Below are 16,954 nucleotides of genomic sequence, written 5' to 3'. Positions count from 1 at the left end.
TTGAAGCTAGCGAGAACCCTGTGGGAGCGAGCTTGCTCGCGATAGCGGAGGGTCAGTTGACGTCAGTGTTGAATGTGACGCCGTCATCGTCGGAACGCCGCCCGGAACAAGCTCGCTCCCACAGGTTCCGAGGCGCTAGAGGTAAGTCGTGGTCAGACGAATGTCCGCCTCGATCAGGTCCTTGGGCGGCGGTGTCGGTTCGATGCCGCACAACCGGGCGATGTTGTTGCCCAGGTAGTCCTCAAGGTGATCCTCATCGATGCCCAGGCCTTGCGGCGCAGGCGAGCACAACACTTCGAGTTCGCGTAGCCACATGCCCGGTTCATTCGGCGGCGAGTCAGTGCCGAACACGATCTTGTTACGCGGCAGGTCCTTGGCGAACTCGACGATCCGCGACTGGAAGCACCAACCGGATTCGCAATAGACGTTCGGCGTGTCCATCGCCATCCAGAACGCTTCGAACGAGTAGTTGCCGCCGGTCTGGATGCCGAAGTGGCCGATGATGAAATTGACCATCGGAAACTCGCGGATGATCGGGTAGAACATCGTCGGGATGGTGTACGGCCCGTCCCCGGTGTGGATCAGCACCACGATGTTGTACTTGGCGCAGACCTTCATCGCCGGACGCAACCAGTCCAGCGCCCGGTCCGGGCGATAGCCGTGCATGTTGGCGTGTAGCTTGAGCATCTTGAAGCCGTATTCCTTGATGTGGAATTCCAGCTCCGCCGCACCGTTTTCCGGTCCCCAGCGCGGGTTGAAGTTGAAGTTGCCGATGAAGCGGTCCGGGTATTTCACGCACAGTTCGGCGACGTAGGACATGTAGTCACGCACACCCTCACGACCCCGGCGGTTGCCGTCGCGATAACCAGTGTTGCCTGGTGGCGGCTGGATGAAGCCCATGTCGATGCGGCGCGGCTTGCCGTTGATCATGTACGGGCCGTCCATCAGCTTGAGCATGCGCTCGCCGGTGAAGGGTTCGCCGGTGTGGCGCCAGGCCTCGTCGACCAGGTTGGTAGGGTGCAGATGGGTATCGATAATCATCGGTTCAGCTCCTGGCCAGTTGCGTGGTGACGGGGCGCTTGAGCTGCGCCTCTGCTTCGCAAACAGAACGAGGTGGCGGGGTCGGTTCGAGGCCGATCATCCGTGCGGTGTTGTTGCCCAGGTACTCTTCGAGGGTGTCCTCGTCGAGGTTCAGGCCCTGCGGCGGTTCGTGGCACAACACTTCCAGCAGGCGCAGCCACATGCCGGGTTCGTTCGGCGGCGTATCGGTTCCGAACAGGATCTTGTGGGTCGGCAGGACCTTGGCGAACTCGACGATCCGCGACTGCAGGCACCAGCCCGATTCGCAGTAGACGTTGGGCAATTCCATCGCCCATTGCATCGGCTCGAACACGTAGACCCCGCCGGTCTGCACGCCGAAGTGGGCCATGATGAAATCGACGTTGGGGAATTCCTTGATCATCGGCACCCATTCCGACGGGATGCTGTAAGGCCCGTCGCCGGTGTGCAGCTTGACCGGGATGCCCAGCTCGGCGCATTTCTCGAAGGCCGGGCGCACCCAGTCCAGGGCGCGGTCCGGACGGTAGGCGTGCATATTGGCCTGCATCTGGACCATCTTGAAGCCGTGTTCCTTGACATAGCGCTCGATGGCCTCGACGCCGTTCTCCACGCCGCAGCGCGGGTTGTAGACGAAGCAGCCGATGAAACGGTCCGGGTAGGTCTGGACCATTTTCAGCGTGTAGGCCATGTAGGCGTCGATGGACTCGCGGCCGGTCAGATCGCCGTCGGTCCAGGTGTAGATGGTGTTGCCCTGGGGTGGCTGGATGAAGGCTTTGTCGATGCGGCGAGGTTTGCCGTTGACCATGTACGGGCCATCCATCATCTCCAGCAGACGCTCGCCGGTGAACGGGTCACCGTCATGCCTCCAGGCGAGGTCCACCAAATCGGTGGGATAGCAGCTGATATCGATGATCATTGAAGTCGATCTCCTGATAGCGGGGAAGGGAACCTTGCGGTTCACAGCAGCCACGTCCCGGGTAATCGGCCATTTCTATGCGCAAAGCATCACGCATTCCCTCGCCTGGTCGCATCCGGCTCGGGACGCTGGCTGCTTGGGGGCAAGTATTGGAAGGGGGTGTCGGGTTCGTACAATATTAATTGGGCGAGGGGTTGATATGCGTTCGATATGGGGGAAGGAAAATCAAAGATCGCAGCCTTCGGCAGCTCCTACGGGAGACGAGTGCAGGAGCTGCCGAAGGCTGCGATCTTTTGACCCTAAAGCAATGTGTTTTCAGCCAACTGCTTGACCGCCTCAACCACCGGCGCCACCCGCTCGGCCTGCCCCGGCGGCCACACCGCATACAGGTTGTAATGCGCCGCAATCTGCGCCTCGTTCAGCACCACCAGCCGACCGCTGCGCAACGCATCCGCCGCCAGCAACCCACGCACCAATCCTGCACCGACGCCGGCCTCGGCAGCGGCAATCAGGTTCGCTGCGTTATCGAACACCACCCGCGCCGCAGGTTCGACGGGAGGCATGCCGGCCGCATCCAGCCACGGAATCCATGACCGTCGCGTATACCCCAGCAATGGCAGTTGAAGGATCTGCGCCGGACTCAACGGCAGCTCCAGACCATGACGTTTCAGCAGTTCCGGTGAAGCCACCGCCATCACCCGGTCCCCGCAAATCTGCGTCATCTCGCAGTCGTCCCAGTCGCCATAACCGTAGCGCAAGGCCAGGTCCACCCGTTCGAATGCACTGCGGTCCGAGCGTGGCATCGACAACAGCACCACCTCATGGTCGGGCAACAGGTCCAGCAGTTGCGGCAGGCGCGGATTGAGCCAGCTCTGGGCCAGTTCGCTGTCGATGTCGAGGGTCAGGCGCTGGGCCACGCTGCGGTTCTTCACCGAAGACAGCGCCCGGTCGATCTGCGCCAAGCCGTCGGACAACACACTGGCGAACAGTTGCCCGGCATCGGTCAGGTTGCTGCCGCCGCCTTCGCGCACGAACAGCGGCTGGCCGATGAAGTCTTCCAGCGAGCGGATCTGCTGGCTGATGGCGCTGTGGGTCAGGTCGAGTTTGCGCGCCGCGCTGGAGAAACTGCCGCTGCGCGCCGCCTGGATGAACGCGCTCATGGACTGCACCGACGGGTATCGCTTGTACATGCTGTTAGTCCTACTTACACAGGATGGCAGAAATCGTCGCTGGCCCGTTTTTCCCAAGGCTTCCAATAATCGATCACCAGGCCTGCACAAAGACGGGCCGCTCTCTTGGAGCCTGACAATGATCGAATTCACGGTAAACGGCGAACGACGCGAGCTGGCAGAGACATCACCCTCCATGCCCTTGTTATGGGTGCTGCGTGACCACTTGAAACTCACCGGCACCAAGTTCGGTTGCGGCATGGGCCTGTGCGGTGCCTGCACCGTACACCTGGACGGCGTCGCGGTGCGCTCCTGCCAACTGCCGGTCGCCGCCGTGGCGGGGCACAGCATCACCACCATCGAAGGCTTGTCGCCGACTGAGCAGCATCCGCTGCAACTGGCCTGGGTTGCCGAAGATGTGCCGCAATGCGGTTACTGTCAATCGGGTCAGATCATGTCCGCCGCCGCGTTGCTCAACACTGGTGCCGCGGTGACCGACGATTCGATCCGCAATGCCATGTCCGGCAATCTGTGCCGCTGCGGCACTTACGGGCGGATCAACAAAGCGATCAAGCACGCGGCAAACGCGCCGAAGGAGGCGTGATGACGATCTCCCCGATGGATGTTTCGCGACGGGTGTTTCTCAAGCAAACCGCGACTGTTGCTTCCGGCCTGGCCATTGCGTTTTACCTGCCTTCGAGCCTTGCCGCGACTGACCCGAAAGCCCCGGCACCTGCCGGTGAATTCGAACCCAACGCCTGGGTGCGTATCCTGCCCGACGGCACGGTAAAGCTGGTGGTGCATAAACACGATTCCGGCACTGGAACACACACGGCCCTGGCCGCCTGCGTGGCCGAGGAACTGGACGTCAATCCGATGACCGTGCAGGTGATCTCGCCGGAAGATCCGTTCTTCGAAACCTACATTCACCCGATCTGGAAAGTCTTCTCCACCGGCGGCAGCACCAGCGTCTCGCTGGAATACGACCGCCTGCGCATGGCCGGTGCCACGGCCCGGGCGTTGCTGATCACGGCGGCTGCCAAACAGTGGAAAGTCAGCCCCGACAGTTGCATCACTGAAGAAGGCCGCGTGGTTCATGGGGCGAGCAAGCGCAGCCTCGGTTATGGCGAACTGGTGGGTGTCGCCGCGCATCTGCCGGCACCGGCCAAGGTCACGCTCAAGGACCCGGCGCAGTTCAGGTACATCGGCAAGCTGCGGCACAAGCGCGATGCCCAGGCCAAGGTCTGCGGGCGCTTCAAATACAGCATCGACGTGGTGTTGCCGGACATGCTGGTGGCGGTGATTCAGCGCGCTCCCGTGCTGGGGGCGACCGTTGTGTCGATGGACAGCGCGGCTGCGCTGCAGGTACCGGGCGTGCGTAAGGTGATCAAGGTGCCGGGGCGTCCCGATGTCCTCGGCGGTAACGTCGAAGGCGTGGCGGTATTGGCGGATAGTTACTGGGCCGCGCATCAGGGGCGCGAATTGCTCAAGGTGCAGTGGAGCGACTCGCCGCTGGCGGGTTTCGACAGTGATGAACTGGCCAAGGCCCAGGTAGCGGCGCTGGCGGACCAAGGCGCGCAACGGGTGTCCGCCATGGCTGCGGGTGATGTGAACGCACAATGGCCGAATGCGGCAAAGCTGCTCGAAGCCGATTACCGCATGCCCTACAAGGTGCAGAACCCGCTTGAGCCAATCTGCATCACCGCGCAGGTCAAGGACAACGCCATCACCTATTGGGGCGGGGTGCAGGTGCCTTCGTCGGCGCTGGAAGCGGCGCAAGTCATATGCAAGTTCACCAAGGACAAAGTCACCATCAACGAACGGGTGTCCGGCGGCAGCTTCGGAGCGCGGGAGGCCAAGTATTGGTTGTTCGAAGTGGCCTACCTGGCGCAGCAAGCCAGGGTGCCGGTGAAGCTGATGAACAGCCGCGAAGACGAAATGCGTTCATTGTTCATGCACCCGGCCACGCTGCACCGGGCCAAAGGTGCGCTGGATGCGCAGGGTCGCTTGACCGCGCTGCAGCTCGACGCGGTGTCGCCGGCCTCGCCGGAGCAGTGGGAGCCGGGCTATTTCGAGCGCCCCGACAAAATGGACTACAGCACCACCGAAGCCATCACCGCTTGGGATTTCGCCTATCGCCCGGCCAACCTCGACCTGACGTGGGTCAGGCACGAGAGCCAGGTGCCCAGTGGCTGGTATCGCTCGGTGAGCTTCATCCCCAATGTGTTCGCCGTGGAAAGCTTCATGGATGAACTGGCCCATGGAGCCGGGCAAGACCCGTTGGCTTTTCGCCTGGCCAACATGCAGGACCGGCCACGGCATGTCGCTGTTTTGAAAAGCGCTGCCGAGCGTGCCGGCTGGGGGCAGCCGCTGCCCGAAGGCACGGCGCTGGGAATCGCCACGAACCAGGGTTACACCAGTTTCATTGCGGTGGTCGCGCGCCTGTCGCAAAAGGACGGCGTGATCAAGGTCGAGAAGCTCACCTGCGTGGTCGATTGCGGCCTGGCGGTGTCGCCCGGCGGCGTTGAAGAGCAGATCTACGGCGGCTTGATGTGGGGGCTCGGCCACGCGTTGTTCGATCGGATGGACATCAAGCAAGGCAGGGTGGTGCAGAGCAACTTCCATGATTACCGGGTGACGCGCATGTCGGACATGCCGGCGGTGGACATCCTGCTGGTCGACGGCGATCCGGCCAAGCCCGGTGGTGTCGGTGAGCTGGGCAGCCCGTCGGTGGCCCCGGCCATTGCCAATGCCCTGTTCAGCCTGACCGGCGTGCGCCAGCGCTCTACACCGCTGAACCTGGGATAACGGGCATGGACTTGCGCTTGCTGAGGTACTTCATGGCCCTGGCTGAAGAGCTGCATTTCGGCCGGGCCGCCACCCGCTTGCATATCTGCCAGCCACCCCTGAGCCAGCAGATCCGTCTGCTGGAGGAGGAACTGGGCACGCCATTGTTCGAGCGCAGCCATCACCGGGTCGAGTTGACCGCCGCCGGGCAGATGCTCAAGGAACAGGCGCCGCTGGTGTTCGAACAACTCAACCGCGCGCTGGACCTGACGCGCCAGACCGGCCGTGGCCAGTTGGGCGAACTGGAAATCGGCATGATCAGCTCAGTGATGGTCGGGGTGCTGCCTCGGGCTTTGCACCTGTTTCGCGAGCGTTATCCGCAAGTAAACTGGCGCCTGCATGAGATGACCCCGGCGGCGCAGGTCAAGGCGCTCAAGGAAAAACGCATCGACGCCTGTGTGTTCCGGGTCGGGTATGACGACCCGCAGTTGCGCAATGAACTGCTGATCTACGAGCCGATCCGGGTGGTCATGCCGGTCGATCATCCGTTGGCAAAGCGTGAAACCCTGGCGCCGTCGGATCTGGCTCAGGAGCCATTCGTCGCCCTGGAGTTGAAGCAATCGCGGTTCGCCGATTTTCTCTTCCAGTGCTGCATCCAGGCCGGGTTCACCCCGCAGATCCGCCAGCAGGTGATCGAGGTGCAAACCTTGCTCAGCCTGGTGCGGGCAGGTTTCGGCGTGGCGTTGCTGCCGGCATCCATCGAGCAATTGGCGCCGGCGGGCCTGGTGTTCCGGCGCCTGACCCCGGCGTTGCCGGAGGTGCCGCTGTACGCCACGTACCGCGCGGACGATGATTCGCCGGTGCTCAAGCTGTTTCTCGATACGTTGCGCGAACTGGTGTTGCAAAACTCCAACTGAACACTAATTCCTGTGGGAGCGGGCAAGCCCGCTCCCACAGGGTTCGTTGCACTAACCTTAAGCTCGAAGGTCGTACTCTTCACAGGGTCACCATACTTGTGGGGTCGCAATGAGCCAGGACGTCCTGACCACCGAAACCAATCGTCGCCAGTTGCAGCAGATCATCGCCGGGCTGTCCGACGGGGTGATCCTGCTCGACCCCGACCAGACCATTCGCTGGGCCAATGAGGCTGCCCTGGCCATGCACGGCGTCTCGCAGGTCAGCGATCTGGGGCCCGATGCCAAGGCCTACGCCAAGCGCTTCGTCCTGCGCTATCGCAACAATCACCTGGTGCCGGTCGACAGCTATCCAATCAACCGTGTGGCCCGTGGCGAGACGTTTAGTGACGTGCTGGTGGTGGTGGCATCGGCGGCCGATGAAGAAGAGCACAGCTGGGTCCATCGCGTGCGCAGCCTGGTACTGGCCGACAGCCAGGGCGAACCAGAGTCGTTGGTGCTGATCATGGACGATGTCACCGAGTGGGCCAGCGCCGAGCAGCGCTTCGAGAAAACCTTCGCTGCCAACCCCGCGCCAGCGGTGATCTGTCGCCTCAGTGATCTGCGCTACATCAAGGTCAATCCCGGCTTCCTTGAAATGACCGGCTACTCCCGCGATCAGGTGATCGGCACATCCACCTATGAACTGGATGTACTGGAGCAAGCCGAAAACAAGGCATTGGCCAAGCAATGTTTGCGCGAAGGGGGGACCATCGCGCAGATGCAGGCCGAATTGCGGCTACCGGATGGCGGCAGCAAGCAGGTCATCGTCGCCGGCCAGCCGCTGGAACTCAACGATGAGGCCTGCATGCTGTTTTCCTTCGTCGACATGGAGCCTCGACACAAGGCCGAAGTGGCTCTGCGCCAAAGCGAAGAACGCTTTGCCAAGGCGTTTCGGCTGTCTCCGGTGCCAATACTGGTGTGTGGCGCGGGTGACCAGGTGGTGCTGGACGTCAACGAAGCGTTCCTCGATACGCTCGGTTATCCGGGTGAAGAGGTGCTGGGCGAGAACATCGCGCAGATCGATTTCATCGACGACAAGGGCGCACGCACTCGGTTGTTCGCCGCATTGGAGAAAACCGGCAGCCTGGATCGCATCGACGTGCGCCTGCGCAGGAAAGACGCCGGGCTGATCGATTGCGCGGTGTCGGCGGACACCGTGAACATTCAGGGCATCCCCTGTTATCTGCTGGTGCTGATGGACATCACCGAGCGCAAGCGCACCGAGCTGGAACTGGTGTCGGCCATCGAGGAGGTGATGAAGGACGCCTCATGGTTCAGCCGCACGCTGATTGAAAAACTGGCCAACGTGAAGCGCTTCAACTCACCGGAACTGCCCGGTGTGTCCTTCGCCGACCTGACCGCCAGGGAGCGCGATGTGCTGGGGCTGATCTGCGAAGGCCGGGCCGACAAGGAAATCGCCGCGCGCCTGAAGCTGGCGCCGAACACGGTGCGCAACCATGTGGCGACGGTGTATTCCAAGCTCGGTGTGCACAGCCGCAGCGAGGCGATTGTCTGGGCGAGGGAGCGGGGACTGTTCTCCAGTGAATGGCGACCCAGGGGGTAGCGTTAAGGTGCAAATGCACTAGAGCGCAGGGTGCAAATTCATGTGTCGACCCGGTGTGGTGGTTTTTAGGCTGAGGAGGTGCGGCAGATGGCTTCAAGTCGTCGGCGCCGCCTTGGTAAACCGCCAAAAGGAACAGCCTCATGAGCCAGTTACCCGATGCTTCAACCCGCCAGGCCTCGCTGTAATGATTACCCAGGCGCAACTGCGGATGCTGATCGAGCGCAGTTTTTCACCCCTGGCTTGCGAATGCAGTGTCACCGGCGACCATTCGCTGACCGTGAAGCTCTACCACCCGGTGTCGGGCCAGGTGGACCTGGTGGTCAGTGGCCTGCACATGAGCACGTTGCAGACGGCGCAGTCGGTCACTGCATTGATCGAAGAACTGCGTTACGAGCTGGACAGTAATTCCTTGCAACGGCCTGATACGGCGATGTAAGAACTGTCAGCTTTTACGGGTGTTGGCCACGGGCTGCGCTATGGGTGATTCGCAGATATTTATTTTTTTGACAGGTGTATGGACTTTGCGCGCCGGTTTTGTTGTCACAAAAAATGTGTCTATCACTTATCGCGGGTCAACCTATGAAAACTCTTGGGAAACGCGTTATCTCACCCTTGTCGCTGGCATTGTGCGTGGCGATCCTCGGCGGCTGCTCCAGTCCGCCACCCCCGCCTGTGGTCACTCCACCCCCTCCTGAACGCACCTGCCAGGCCATGGATAAAACCGATGTCCTGGGCGATGTACGGGCTGAAGACGGGCAGGTGACCCGAGTCACCACCACGACGCGTTGCGTCACGCAGTAAATCGGGTTTTTACGCTGTGGGAGCGAGCAGGCTCGCTCCTACAGGGATTTGTGCTGTTCAGACGATCAGGACAGGAAACCGCCATCCACATTCAGCGAAACGCCGGTGGTGTAGCTGGAAGCATCGCTGGCCAGGTACAACACTGCGCCGGCCATTTCGCTTGGGTCCGCCACGCGCTTGAGCGGGATCTGTTGCAGCGCGGTGTTCAGGATGGCTTCGTTTTTCACCAGTGCCGAGGCGAACTTGGTGTCGGTCAGGCCCGGCAGCAAGGCATTGCAGCGAATCCCGAACTGCGCGCATTCCTTGGCGAAGACTTTGGTCATGTTGATCACCGCCGCCTTGGTCACCGAGTAGATGCCCTGGAAGATGCCCGGCGAAACACCGTTGATCGACGCCACGTTGATGATGCTGCCGCCACCGTTTTCGCGCATCAGCTTGCCGGCTTCGACCGACATGAAGAAGTAGCCGCGGATGTTCACGTCGACGGTTTTCTGGAAAGCGCTGAGGTCGGTGTCCAGCACGTTGCAGAACTGCGGGTTGGTCGCGGCGTTGTTGACCAGGATGTCGAGACGGCCGAACTGTTCCTTGATGCCGGCGAAGACTTGGCTGATCTGTTCCATTTCGCCGATGTGGCAGGCAACGGCAGTGGCCTTGCCGCCGGCGGCGATGATCGCGTCGGCGACGTGCTGGCAGCCTTCGAGCTTGCGGCTCGACACGATCACGTGGGCGCCTTGCTGGGCCAGCAGTTTGGCAATGGCTTCACCGATGCCACGGCTGGCGCCGGAGACGAAAGCGATCTTGCCGTCGAGGTCGAACAACTGAGTCTTGGACATGGGATTCCCTTGTAATGAAGCCGATCAGAGGCTGGATTTCGATATGACCTGCAAGCTCATCTGCTCCAGCAGCTTGTTCATGTGAATGAACTGCGCGAAGCGTTTGTCCTGGGTCTGGCCGTGGTAGAAGCGGTAGTAGATCTGCTGCACGATGCCCGCCAGGCGGAACAGGCCGTAGGTGTAGTAGAAGTCGAAATTGTCGATGCGGATGCCCGAGCGTTCGGCGTAGTAATCGACGAACTCGCGGCGGGTCAGCATGCCCGGCGCATGGCTCGGCTGGCGGCGCATCATCTGTACCGGCGCCGGATCATCGGCTTCGATCCAGTAGGCGAGGGTGTTGCCCAGGTCCATCAGCGGATCGCCCAGGGTGGTCAGTTCCCAATCGAGCACGCCGATGATCTGCATCGGGTTGTTCGGGTCAAGGATCACGTTGTCGAAGCGGTAGTCGTTGTGCACGATGCTGGAGGTCGGATGGTCGGCCGGCATCTTGTCGTTGAGCCAGGCCTTCACCGTGTCCCAATGTGGCGCATCGGGGGTCAGGGCCTTTTCGTAGCGATCGCTCCAGCCTTTGATTTGCCGCGCCACGTAACCTTCGGGTTTACCCAGGTCACCCAGGCCGTAGGCGTTGTAGTCGACGCGGTGCAGCTCTACGAACTTGTCGATGAAGCTCTTGCACAGGGCTTCGGTTTTCGCCGAGTCCAGGCCCAGTTCCGGCGGCAGGTCTGAGCGCAGGATGATGCCGTTGACCCGTTCCATGACATAGAACTCGGCACCGATCACCGATTCGTCGGTGCAGTGCACGTAGGCTTTCGGGCAGTACGGAAAACCGTCGCGCAGTTGATTGAGGATGCGGAATTCACGGCCCATGTCGTGGGCCGACTTGGCCTTGTGGCCGAAGGGCGGGCGACGCAGGACTAATTCCTGTTCGGGGTATTCCAGCAAGTAGGTGAGGTTTGAAGCGCCGCCCGGAAACTGGCTGATCCGTGGCAAGCCGCTGAGCCCCGGAATATGGGCCTTGAGATACGGATCGATCAGGCTGGCATCGAGCTCTTCGCCGGTGCGGATACGGGTGGACTGGTCGTTAAGCGCCATGCTTATCCCTTCTGCTTATTCTGGAGGCCTTGAACTATTGGCTAATCTAATGCGCACACTGCGCACCTACAACCGCGAACGGCTCTTATAGGTGAGCGTGTTGCCGGCCAATCATTGTTTTTGATACAGCTGTTTGACTCGCCATCAATGGGCGAGCTGGCTCTCGGCCGACGGTAGTTCGATCGGTGTGAGCACCGGTTGGCCGGAGAAAAATGCCACGAGGTTCTTGCCCACCAGTTCGACGGTGCCCTGGGTGGCTTCCGGGGACAGCCCGGCGACATGGGGAGTGAGGATCACGTTGCTCAGGGTCTTGAGTGCATCCGGCACCTTCGGCTCGGCGTCGAACACATCCAGCGCGGCACCGGCGATCCGGCGTTGCTCCAGGGCGGCGATCAGGTCGGCCGTGGCAATCACGCTGGCCCGGGCGATATTGACGATAAACCCGTTGGGGCCCAACGCGTCCAGCACCTGGCGATTGATCAGTTGCCGGGTGCCCACGCCGCCGGGGGTGGCGACGATCAGGAAGTCCGAGGCCCGTGCCAGTTCGGTCGGGGTCGAGCACAAGGTGTAGGACACATCGCTGCGACGCTGGCGATTGTGGTAGCAAATGTCCATGTCGAAACCGGCGCTGGCGCGTTTGGCAATCGCCATGCCGACCGCGCCGAGGCCGAGGATGCCCAGGCGTTTGCCGGCCAGGGAAGGGCGCATGATCTTCGGCCACTCGCCGCGCCGTACGGCGGCGTCACAGCGAGGAATGTCGCGTACCAGCGACAGCAGCAGCGCCATGGCATGGTCGGCGACGGACGAGGCGTTGACCCCGGCGCCATTGGTGACGGTGATGCCCCGGTTCGCCGCGGCCTGCAGGTCGACGTGTTCATAGCCGGCGCCGATCACGCAGATGATCTTGAGGTTGGGCAGGGCGGCGATTTCATCGGCATATAGCCCCAGAGGGCCACGGGTGAGGACGGCGTCGATCTGCCCGGTGTGGCGGGCGATGGCTTCGGCGCGCTCGGTGGGCGTCGGGGCCAGGATCAGGTGAAAGCCCTGATGTTCAAGGATAGGCAGGTAATCATTGATGGTTTCAACCAGTACCAGAACGGTTACGGGCATGCTTGGCTCCCTGGGCATCGAAAAATCGGTTCGAACGTCACTTGAGATTGCTGATTTCAGGGTGGCTTGGCAACCACCAGCGATCGCGGCCCGTGGCAGCTCCTGCGCCGTTGAGGGCACTGCGCTGAGTGTAGGATCTGGCGAAGCCTGCGATCTTTTTATTGCGTGGGGGCGGGCGATTTACTTCGACGGCGTGAGGGCGGCCCGGGCAGCTTCGAGAATTTCATCCGACAGCGGATCGCCGCGGGTGGCCCGGGACAGCATCAGCGCGCCGAACATCAGCGAATACTGCACCAGCGCCTGCTGCCGTTTGCCGGCTTCGTCCTCTGCGTCCAGCAGCGAGCCGAGGGAATCAAGCAGGTTGTTCAGGCCTTGCAGATAGGTTTGGCGCAATCCGCTCTCGGCGGCCTCATGGCACATGTCCCCGGCAAACGCCACCACTGGGCAGCTGTCGCCCGGATTGTCCCGGCTTTCGTTGGACAGGTAGGTTTCGAGCACGGCGCGGCGGGCTGCGTCCTTGCTGTCATGCTCGGCCACCCGTCCCAGCCAGCGTTGCGCGGCCTGATCGAAAGCCCGGCCACTGGCCTCTTGCGCCAGGGCTTCCCTGGATTCGAAGTGCCCGTAGAAACCGCCGTGGGTCAGGCCCGCGGCGGCCATCACATCGACCACACTGATCCCGTGCAAGCCGCGTTCACGAAACAGCCGTGTGGCGGCATCGACTATGGTCTCGCGGTTGAGGTCGGCTTGTTTGCGGGAAACTCGGGGCATGGGTCATTCTCGGTTTGCAGGTTGGACATCAGAGGGCGTATTGGGCAACTCCGTTGCCGAATGACCAATTCTCTTTTTTCACTTCCACCAGATTAATGAAAACGTCTTCCAGGCGCACGGCCAGCTCTGCGTTAAGGCTTTCGGCGATGGTTTTGTAGAGGTTTTTTTTCTGCTCCAGGGTTCGCCCTTCGTTGAGGGTGATCTGGATGACGACCAGGTTGTCGCTGCGGTTGATGCCCAGATACTCGGGATCAAAGATGAAATGCTGCTCGTCGTGTTCGGCCAGGATCTGGAAGTTGTCGTGTTCCGGTACGCCAATGGTCTGGCGCATGGCGGCATAGATCAGCTGCCCTATGCGTTTGGCGTGGGTGGGGTCCCGGTGTTTTTTGATGTCGACGCGAACCAGTGGCATGGGAAGACTCCGGAAGGAATGTTGGTCGGTTATAAATACATGATGGTAGACCTTTATCAAGCGCGCATTGCGTTTTGGCGATGACGCGCAGTTGCACCGCAGGTCCTTGTGGGAGCGAGCTTGCTCGCGATGGCTGCGGCACATGCAACCTATTCTCCGACTGATACACCGCTATCGTCGGAACGCCGCCCGGAGCAAGCTCGCTCCCACAGGGGATATCCCACAGAGGATTTTCGTCTATCTGGTACCACCGTTCCTCACCTAAGTCTTTGCTTCTGCTCACTAATCCCCCAGAATGCCGCCCCTGTTTCGGCCGGACGCCGCCTGTCGGGTATTCCGACGCGTCCTGGCCGGGTGGCAAGTGACCGGAATGTGGAGATCCCACCGGATGAATGATCAGGCCAATAGCGTTAACGAACGCTATGTAGAAGCGACACCCGCGACGCTTTCAAGCTGGAATCGCCAGGACACCACCTGGATGCTGGGCCTTTTTGGCACGGCGATTGGTGCCGGAACCCTGTTTTTGCCGATCAACGCAGGCCTGGGCGGCTTCTGGCCGCTGCTGATCCTGGCGTTGCTGGCGTTCCCGATGACGTTCTACGCGCACCGCGGGCTGACCCGGTTCGTGCTGTCCGGTCGCGAAGGCGCCGACATCACTGAGGTGGTGGAAGAGCATTTCGGCATCAAGGCCGGCGCGCTGATCACCTTGCTGTACTTCTTCGCGATTTTCCCGATCCTGCTGATCTACAGCGTGGCCCTGACCAACACGGTCGGCAGCTTCATGGAGCATCAACTGCACATCATGCCGCCACCGCGCGCCGTGCTGTCGCTGGTGCTGATCCTCGGCCTGCTGGCGGTGGTGCGTTGCGGTGAGCAATTGATCGTCAAGGCCATGAGCCTGATGGTCTATCCGTTCATCGTCGCGCTGCTGTTCCTGGCGGTGTACCTGGTTCCGCACTGGAACGGCGGCATCCTCGCCACCGCGAGCAACGTGCCGGCGCCATCGGCGCTGTTGCATACCCTGTGGCTGGCGATTCCGGTGATGGTGTTCTCGTTCAACCACTCGCCGATCATCTCGGCGTTCGCCGTGGACCAGAAGCGTCGCTACGGTGAGCACGCCGAGGAGCGTAGCTCGCAGATTCTGTCCCGCGCCCACCTGCTGATGGTGGTGATGGTGCTGTTCTTCGTCTTCAGTTGCGTGCTGACCCTGTCGCCAGCGCAACTGGCTGAAGCCAAGGCGCAGAACCTGTCGATCCTCTCGTACCTGGCCAACCACTTCAGCAATCCGACCATCGCCTTCGCGGCGCCGTTGATTGCCTTCGTGGCCATTTCCAAGTCGTTCCTGGGGCATTACATCGGCGCCAGCGAAGGCCTCAAGGGCCTGATCGTCAAGAGCGGCAAGCGTCCGTCCGCCAAGGCCCTGGACCGTATGACTGCCGCGTTCATGCTGGTGGTGTGCTGGATCGTCGCTACGCTGAACCCGAGCATCCTCGGCATGATCGAAACCCTCGGCGGCCCGGTGATCGCGGCGATCCTGTTCCTGATGCCGATGTACGCCATCCGCAAGGTGCCGGCGATGGCACGCTATCGCGGTCAGGCATCCAACGTCTTCGTGACGGCGGTGGGCCTGGTGGCGATCACGGCGTTGATCTACTCGCTGACCGCATGATCGACCGGCCTGCTCGCGCAGTGCCGGATTGACAGCTACAGTGGCCGCTGCACGTGATACGTGCAGCGGTTTTTTTTCGCCTGGAGGCACTGGATTGTCGAACGCCCCAAAGGCTAATCCCACCGAGCAACCCAACCGCTGGCAGGACCTGTTGGCCGGTTTGTCGATTGCCGGCCTGTTGCTGCCCGAAGCGGTCGCCTATTCAAGCATCGCCGCACTGGCGCCTCAGGCCGGGGTGATCGCCTTGTTTGCCGGGCTGCTGTGTTATGGCCTGTTCGGCACCAGCCGCTTTGCGATTGTCTCGGCCACTTCATCCTCCGCCGCCGTACTGGCTGCGGCGACCGCCACCCTGGCCAATGGCGACCCCGGGCTTCGCTCGACCCTGGCCTTCGGCCTGGTGCTGGTGACCGGGGTGTTTTTTTTGCTGGCCGGGATGTTCAAGCTCGGCGGCGTGACCTCGTTCATTGCCAAGCCGGTACTGCGCGGCTTTGCCTTTGGCCTGGCGCTGACCATCATCCTCAAGCAGGTCGCCAGCGTGGTCGGCGTGCATTTGACCGATGCCAATCTGGTGGGGTTTCTGCCGCAACTGCTGGAGCAATTGCCGCAATGGAACCGGACCGCAGCGGTGGTCGGTGCCGTGGCGTTGGCCCTGTTATGGCTGTTTGCGCGGTTTCGGCGTTTGCCGGGTGGTTTGTTGGTGGTGGTGATCGGCATTGCGGCAGGACAGTGGCTGGACCTGCCGGCCTATGGCGTGAAGCTGATCGGCGTGATCGACCTGAGCCTGGAGGTGCCGAAGCTGCCGGTGCTGCCGTTTGCCGACTGGTTGCGTCTGGGGGAATTGGCGTTCGCCATGGTGTTGATTCTGTATGCGGAATCCTATGGCTCGATCAGTGCCTATGCGCTCAAGCATGGCGACCGCGTCAACTCGAACCGCGACCTGCTGGCGCTGGGGGCTTCCAACCTGTTGTCCGGCCTGTTCCACGGCATGCCGGCGGGCGCGGGGTATTCGGCGACGTCGGCCAATGAGGCAGCCGGTGCCACTTCGCGCCTGGCCGGTATCGTGGCGGCGCTGGTGGTGCTGGTCATTGTCCTGACGGTGCTGCCTTACATCGCCCTGACCCCGGAACCGATCCTCGCCGCCATCGTCATTCATGCCCTGGGGCGGGGCTTGAGCCTGCAGCCGCTGGGACGCTATTTCATCTGGCGCCGAGACCGCTTGCTGGTGATCTGCGCCGTGGGGGCTGTGTTGCTGCTGGGGGTGCTGGACGGTTTGCTGGTGGCGGTGGCGATCAGTGTGTTGCTGATGCTCAAGCAGATGTCGGCGGCGGATATCCAGATCCTGGGGCGCATCGATAGCGGTCACGACTTTGTCGACCTGCAGCGCCATCCAACGGCGCAAACGGTGCCGGGCGTGTTGATTGTGCGGCCGGGTGAGGCGTTGTTTTTTGCCAACGTCGAGCGGATTCTTGGCGGTGCCTTGCACTTGATCCGGCATTCGCAAACGCCGGTTCATACGGTGATCCTCAGTCTTGAGGAATCGCCCGATCTGGATGGCACCAGCATTGAGGCGTTGCAGGAGTTTTTTGTGCGGGTGCATCAGGGGGGCAAACAGCTGATTCTGGCGCGTCTGAAAGACGACGCACAAGCGGCGTTGGCGGTGTTGCCGCAGGCGGAGGTTAGTGGGGTGGTGCTGAGTGGGTTGAGTGTGGATGGGGCGGTGCAGCAGGCCCTCCAGTTGAATGCATGACCCTCTGTGTGGGCGGTGTTCAAATTGAAGGCATAAAAAAACGCCGCTCATCTCACGATGGGCGGCGTTTT

Annotated in this window: 16 protein-coding genes; 8 read left to right on the top strand and 8 right to left on the bottom strand. The window is 61.7% G+C overall.

Translation table 11 applies throughout. From position 1 onward, the window contains the following. Positions 1-135: 135 nt before the first annotated feature. From ACMDB8_RS14885 to ACMDB8_RS14875, 3 genes are all read right to left on the bottom strand, one after another. Positions 136-1,041, bottom strand: a complete 906-nt coding sequence (locus ACMDB8_RS14885; protein ID WP_053158646.1) for an amidohydrolase family protein — start codon at positions 1,039-1,041, stop codon at positions 136-138. Positions 1,042-1,045: 4 nt separating this feature from the next. Further along, on the bottom strand, positions 1,046-1,975 hold the full coding sequence (locus tag ACMDB8_RS14880; protein WP_056727736.1) for an amidohydrolase family protein: 930 nt from the start codon (positions 1,973-1,975) through the stop codon (positions 1,046-1,048). Positions 1,976-2,274: 299 nt separating this feature from the next. Then, positions 2,275-3,165 carry a LysR substrate-binding domain-containing protein gene (locus ACMDB8_RS14875; RefSeq protein WP_223542592.1) on the bottom strand — a complete coding sequence of 297 codons (891 nt, stop codon included), beginning with the start codon at positions 3,163-3,165 and terminating at the stop codon, positions 2,275-2,277. Positions 3,166-3,283: 118 nt separating this feature from the next. Here ACMDB8_RS14875 and ACMDB8_RS14870 point away from each other — a divergent pair, with 118 nt between their 5' ends. From ACMDB8_RS14870 to ACMDB8_RS14845, 6 genes are all read left to right on the top strand, one after another. Beyond that, positions 3,284-3,748, top strand: a complete 465-nt coding sequence (locus tag ACMDB8_RS14870) for a (2Fe-2S)-binding protein (RefSeq protein WP_223542591.1) — start codon at positions 3,284-3,286, stop codon at positions 3,746-3,748. Further along, the gene (locus ACMDB8_RS14865; protein ID WP_223542590.1) at positions 3,748-5,952 is read left to right on the top strand and encodes a xanthine dehydrogenase family protein molybdopterin-binding subunit; all 2,205 of its coding nucleotides are present in this window, start codon (positions 3,748-3,750) and stop codon (positions 5,950-5,952) included. Before ACMDB8_RS14870 ends, ACMDB8_RS14865 begins: the two co-directional genes overlap by 1 nt. A 5-nt stretch (positions 5,953-5,957) precedes the next feature. Next, on the top strand, positions 5,958-6,848 hold the full coding sequence (locus tag ACMDB8_RS14860) for a LysR substrate-binding domain-containing protein (protein WP_056727727.1): 891 nt from the start codon (positions 5,958-5,960) through the stop codon (positions 6,846-6,848). A 109-nt stretch (positions 6,849-6,957) separates the two neighbouring features. Continuing rightward, positions 6,958-8,451: a helix-turn-helix transcriptional regulator gene (locus tag ACMDB8_RS14855; RefSeq protein ID WP_056727724.1), complete on the top strand. Its 1,494-nt coding sequence runs from the start codon at positions 6,958-6,960 to the stop codon at positions 8,449-8,451. Positions 8,452-8,635: 184 nt separating this feature from the next. Continuing rightward, positions 8,636-8,887, top strand: a complete 252-nt coding sequence (locus ACMDB8_RS14850) for a DUF1652 domain-containing protein (RefSeq protein WP_223542588.1) — start codon at positions 8,636-8,638, stop codon at positions 8,885-8,887. A gap of 143 nt (positions 8,888-9,030) precedes the next feature. Further along, positions 9,031-9,252 carry a hypothetical protein gene (locus ACMDB8_RS14845; protein WP_156385868.1) on the top strand — a complete coding sequence of 74 codons (222 nt, stop codon included), beginning with the start codon at positions 9,031-9,033 and terminating at the stop codon, positions 9,250-9,252. A gap of 65 nt (positions 9,253-9,317) precedes the next feature. Here ACMDB8_RS14845 and ACMDB8_RS14840 read toward each other — a convergent pair whose 3' ends face one another. The 5 genes from ACMDB8_RS14840 to ACMDB8_RS14820 form a co-directional block, all read right to left on the bottom strand. Continuing rightward, positions 9,318-10,085 (bottom strand): SDR family oxidoreductase, encoded by a 768-nt coding sequence (locus tag ACMDB8_RS14840; protein ID WP_008046696.1) that lies wholly within the window; start codon positions 10,083-10,085, stop codon positions 9,318-9,320. Positions 10,086-10,109: 24 nt separating this feature from the next. After that, positions 10,110-11,177 (bottom strand): phosphotransferase family protein, encoded by a 1,068-nt coding sequence (locus ACMDB8_RS14835; RefSeq protein WP_056727719.1) that lies wholly within the window; start codon positions 11,175-11,177, stop codon positions 10,110-10,112. 144 nt (positions 11,178-11,321) lie between these two features. Next, positions 11,322-12,287 (bottom strand): 2-hydroxyacid dehydrogenase, encoded by a 966-nt coding sequence (locus ACMDB8_RS14830; protein WP_409078778.1) that lies wholly within the window; start codon positions 12,285-12,287, stop codon positions 11,322-11,324. A 180-nt stretch (positions 12,288-12,467) separates the two neighbouring features. Then, entirely contained in the window at positions 12,468-13,055 is a 588-nt protein-coding gene (locus ACMDB8_RS14825; RefSeq protein WP_056727716.1) for a TetR/AcrR family transcriptional regulator, read from the bottom strand. A 28-nt stretch (positions 13,056-13,083) separates the two neighbouring features. Then, the gene (locus ACMDB8_RS14820; RefSeq protein ID WP_056727714.1) at positions 13,084-13,467 is read right to left on the bottom strand and encodes a tautomerase family protein; all 384 of its coding nucleotides are present in this window, start codon (positions 13,465-13,467) and stop codon (positions 13,084-13,086) included. A gap of 388 nt (positions 13,468-13,855) precedes the next feature. On the opposite strand from ACMDB8_RS14820, the gene ACMDB8_RS14815 reads away from it, so the two are divergent. Next, positions 13,856-15,136 (top strand): serine/threonine transporter, encoded by a 1,281-nt coding sequence (locus ACMDB8_RS14815; protein WP_409078779.1) that lies wholly within the window; start codon positions 13,856-13,858, stop codon positions 15,134-15,136. Between the two features lie 94 nt (positions 15,137-15,230). Beyond that, positions 15,231-16,883 (top strand): SulP family inorganic anion transporter, encoded by a 1,653-nt coding sequence (locus tag ACMDB8_RS14810; RefSeq protein ID WP_409078780.1) that lies wholly within the window; start codon positions 15,231-15,233, stop codon positions 16,881-16,883. The last annotated feature ends 71 nt before the right edge of the window (positions 16,884-16,954 follow it).

This window comes from Pseudomonas monachiensis, from assembly GCF_047345015.1.
GTDB classification, from domain to species: domain Bacteria; phylum Pseudomonadota; class Gammaproteobacteria; order Pseudomonadales; family Pseudomonadaceae; genus Aquipseudomonas; species Aquipseudomonas monachiensis.
The sequence above is the reverse complement of the archived record's forward strand: the minus strand, read 5'-3'. Positions and strand labels throughout refer to the sequence as shown.

Coding starts and splice junctions, on each gene's coding strand:
- ACMDB8_RS14820 (WP_056727714.1), bottom strand. CDS start 13,467: ATGCCACTGGTTCGCGTCGACATCAAAAAACACCGGGACCCCACCCAC.
- ACMDB8_RS14815 (WP_409078779.1), top strand. CDS start 13,856: ATGAATGATCAGGCCAATAGCGTTAACGAACGCTATGTAGAAGCGACA.
- ACMDB8_RS14860 (WP_056727727.1), top strand. CDS start 5,958: ATGGACTTGCGCTTGCTGAGGTACTTCATGGCCCTGGCTGAAGAGCTG.
- ACMDB8_RS14875 (WP_223542592.1), bottom strand. CDS start 3,165: ATGTACAAGCGATACCCGTCGGTGCAGTCCATGAGCGCGTTCATCCAG.
- ACMDB8_RS14885 (WP_053158646.1), bottom strand. CDS start 1,041: ATGATTATCGATACCCATCTGCACCCTACCAACCTGGTCGACGAGGCC.
- ACMDB8_RS14855 (WP_056727724.1), top strand. CDS start 6,958: ATGAGCCAGGACGTCCTGACCACCGAAACCAATCGTCGCCAGTTGCAG.
- ACMDB8_RS14830 (WP_409078778.1), bottom strand. CDS start 12,287: ATGCCCGTAACCGTTCTGGTACTGGTTGAAACCATCAATGATTACCTG.
- ACMDB8_RS14845 (WP_156385868.1), top strand. CDS start 9,031: ATGAAAACTCTTGGGAAACGCGTTATCTCACCCTTGTCGCTGGCATTG.
- ACMDB8_RS14840 (WP_008046696.1), bottom strand. CDS start 10,085: ATGTCCAAGACTCAGTTGTTCGACCTCGACGGCAAGATCGCTTTCGTC.
- ACMDB8_RS14870 (WP_223542591.1), top strand. CDS start 3,284: ATGATCGAATTCACGGTAAACGGCGAACGACGCGAGCTGGCAGAGACA.
- ACMDB8_RS14865 (WP_223542590.1), top strand. CDS start 3,748: ATGACGATCTCCCCGATGGATGTTTCGCGACGGGTGTTTCTCAAGCAA.
- ACMDB8_RS14850 (WP_223542588.1), top strand. CDS start 8,636: ATGATTACCCAGGCGCAACTGCGGATGCTGATCGAGCGCAGTTTTTCA.
- ACMDB8_RS14880 (WP_056727736.1), bottom strand. CDS start 1,975: ATGATCATCGATATCAGCTGCTATCCCACCGATTTGGTGGACCTCGCC.
- ACMDB8_RS14825 (WP_056727716.1), bottom strand. CDS start 13,055: ATGCCCCGAGTTTCCCGCAAACAAGCCGACCTCAACCGCGAGACCATA.
- ACMDB8_RS14835 (WP_056727719.1), bottom strand. CDS start 11,177: ATGGCGCTTAACGACCAGTCCACCCGTATCCGCACCGGCGAAGAGCTC.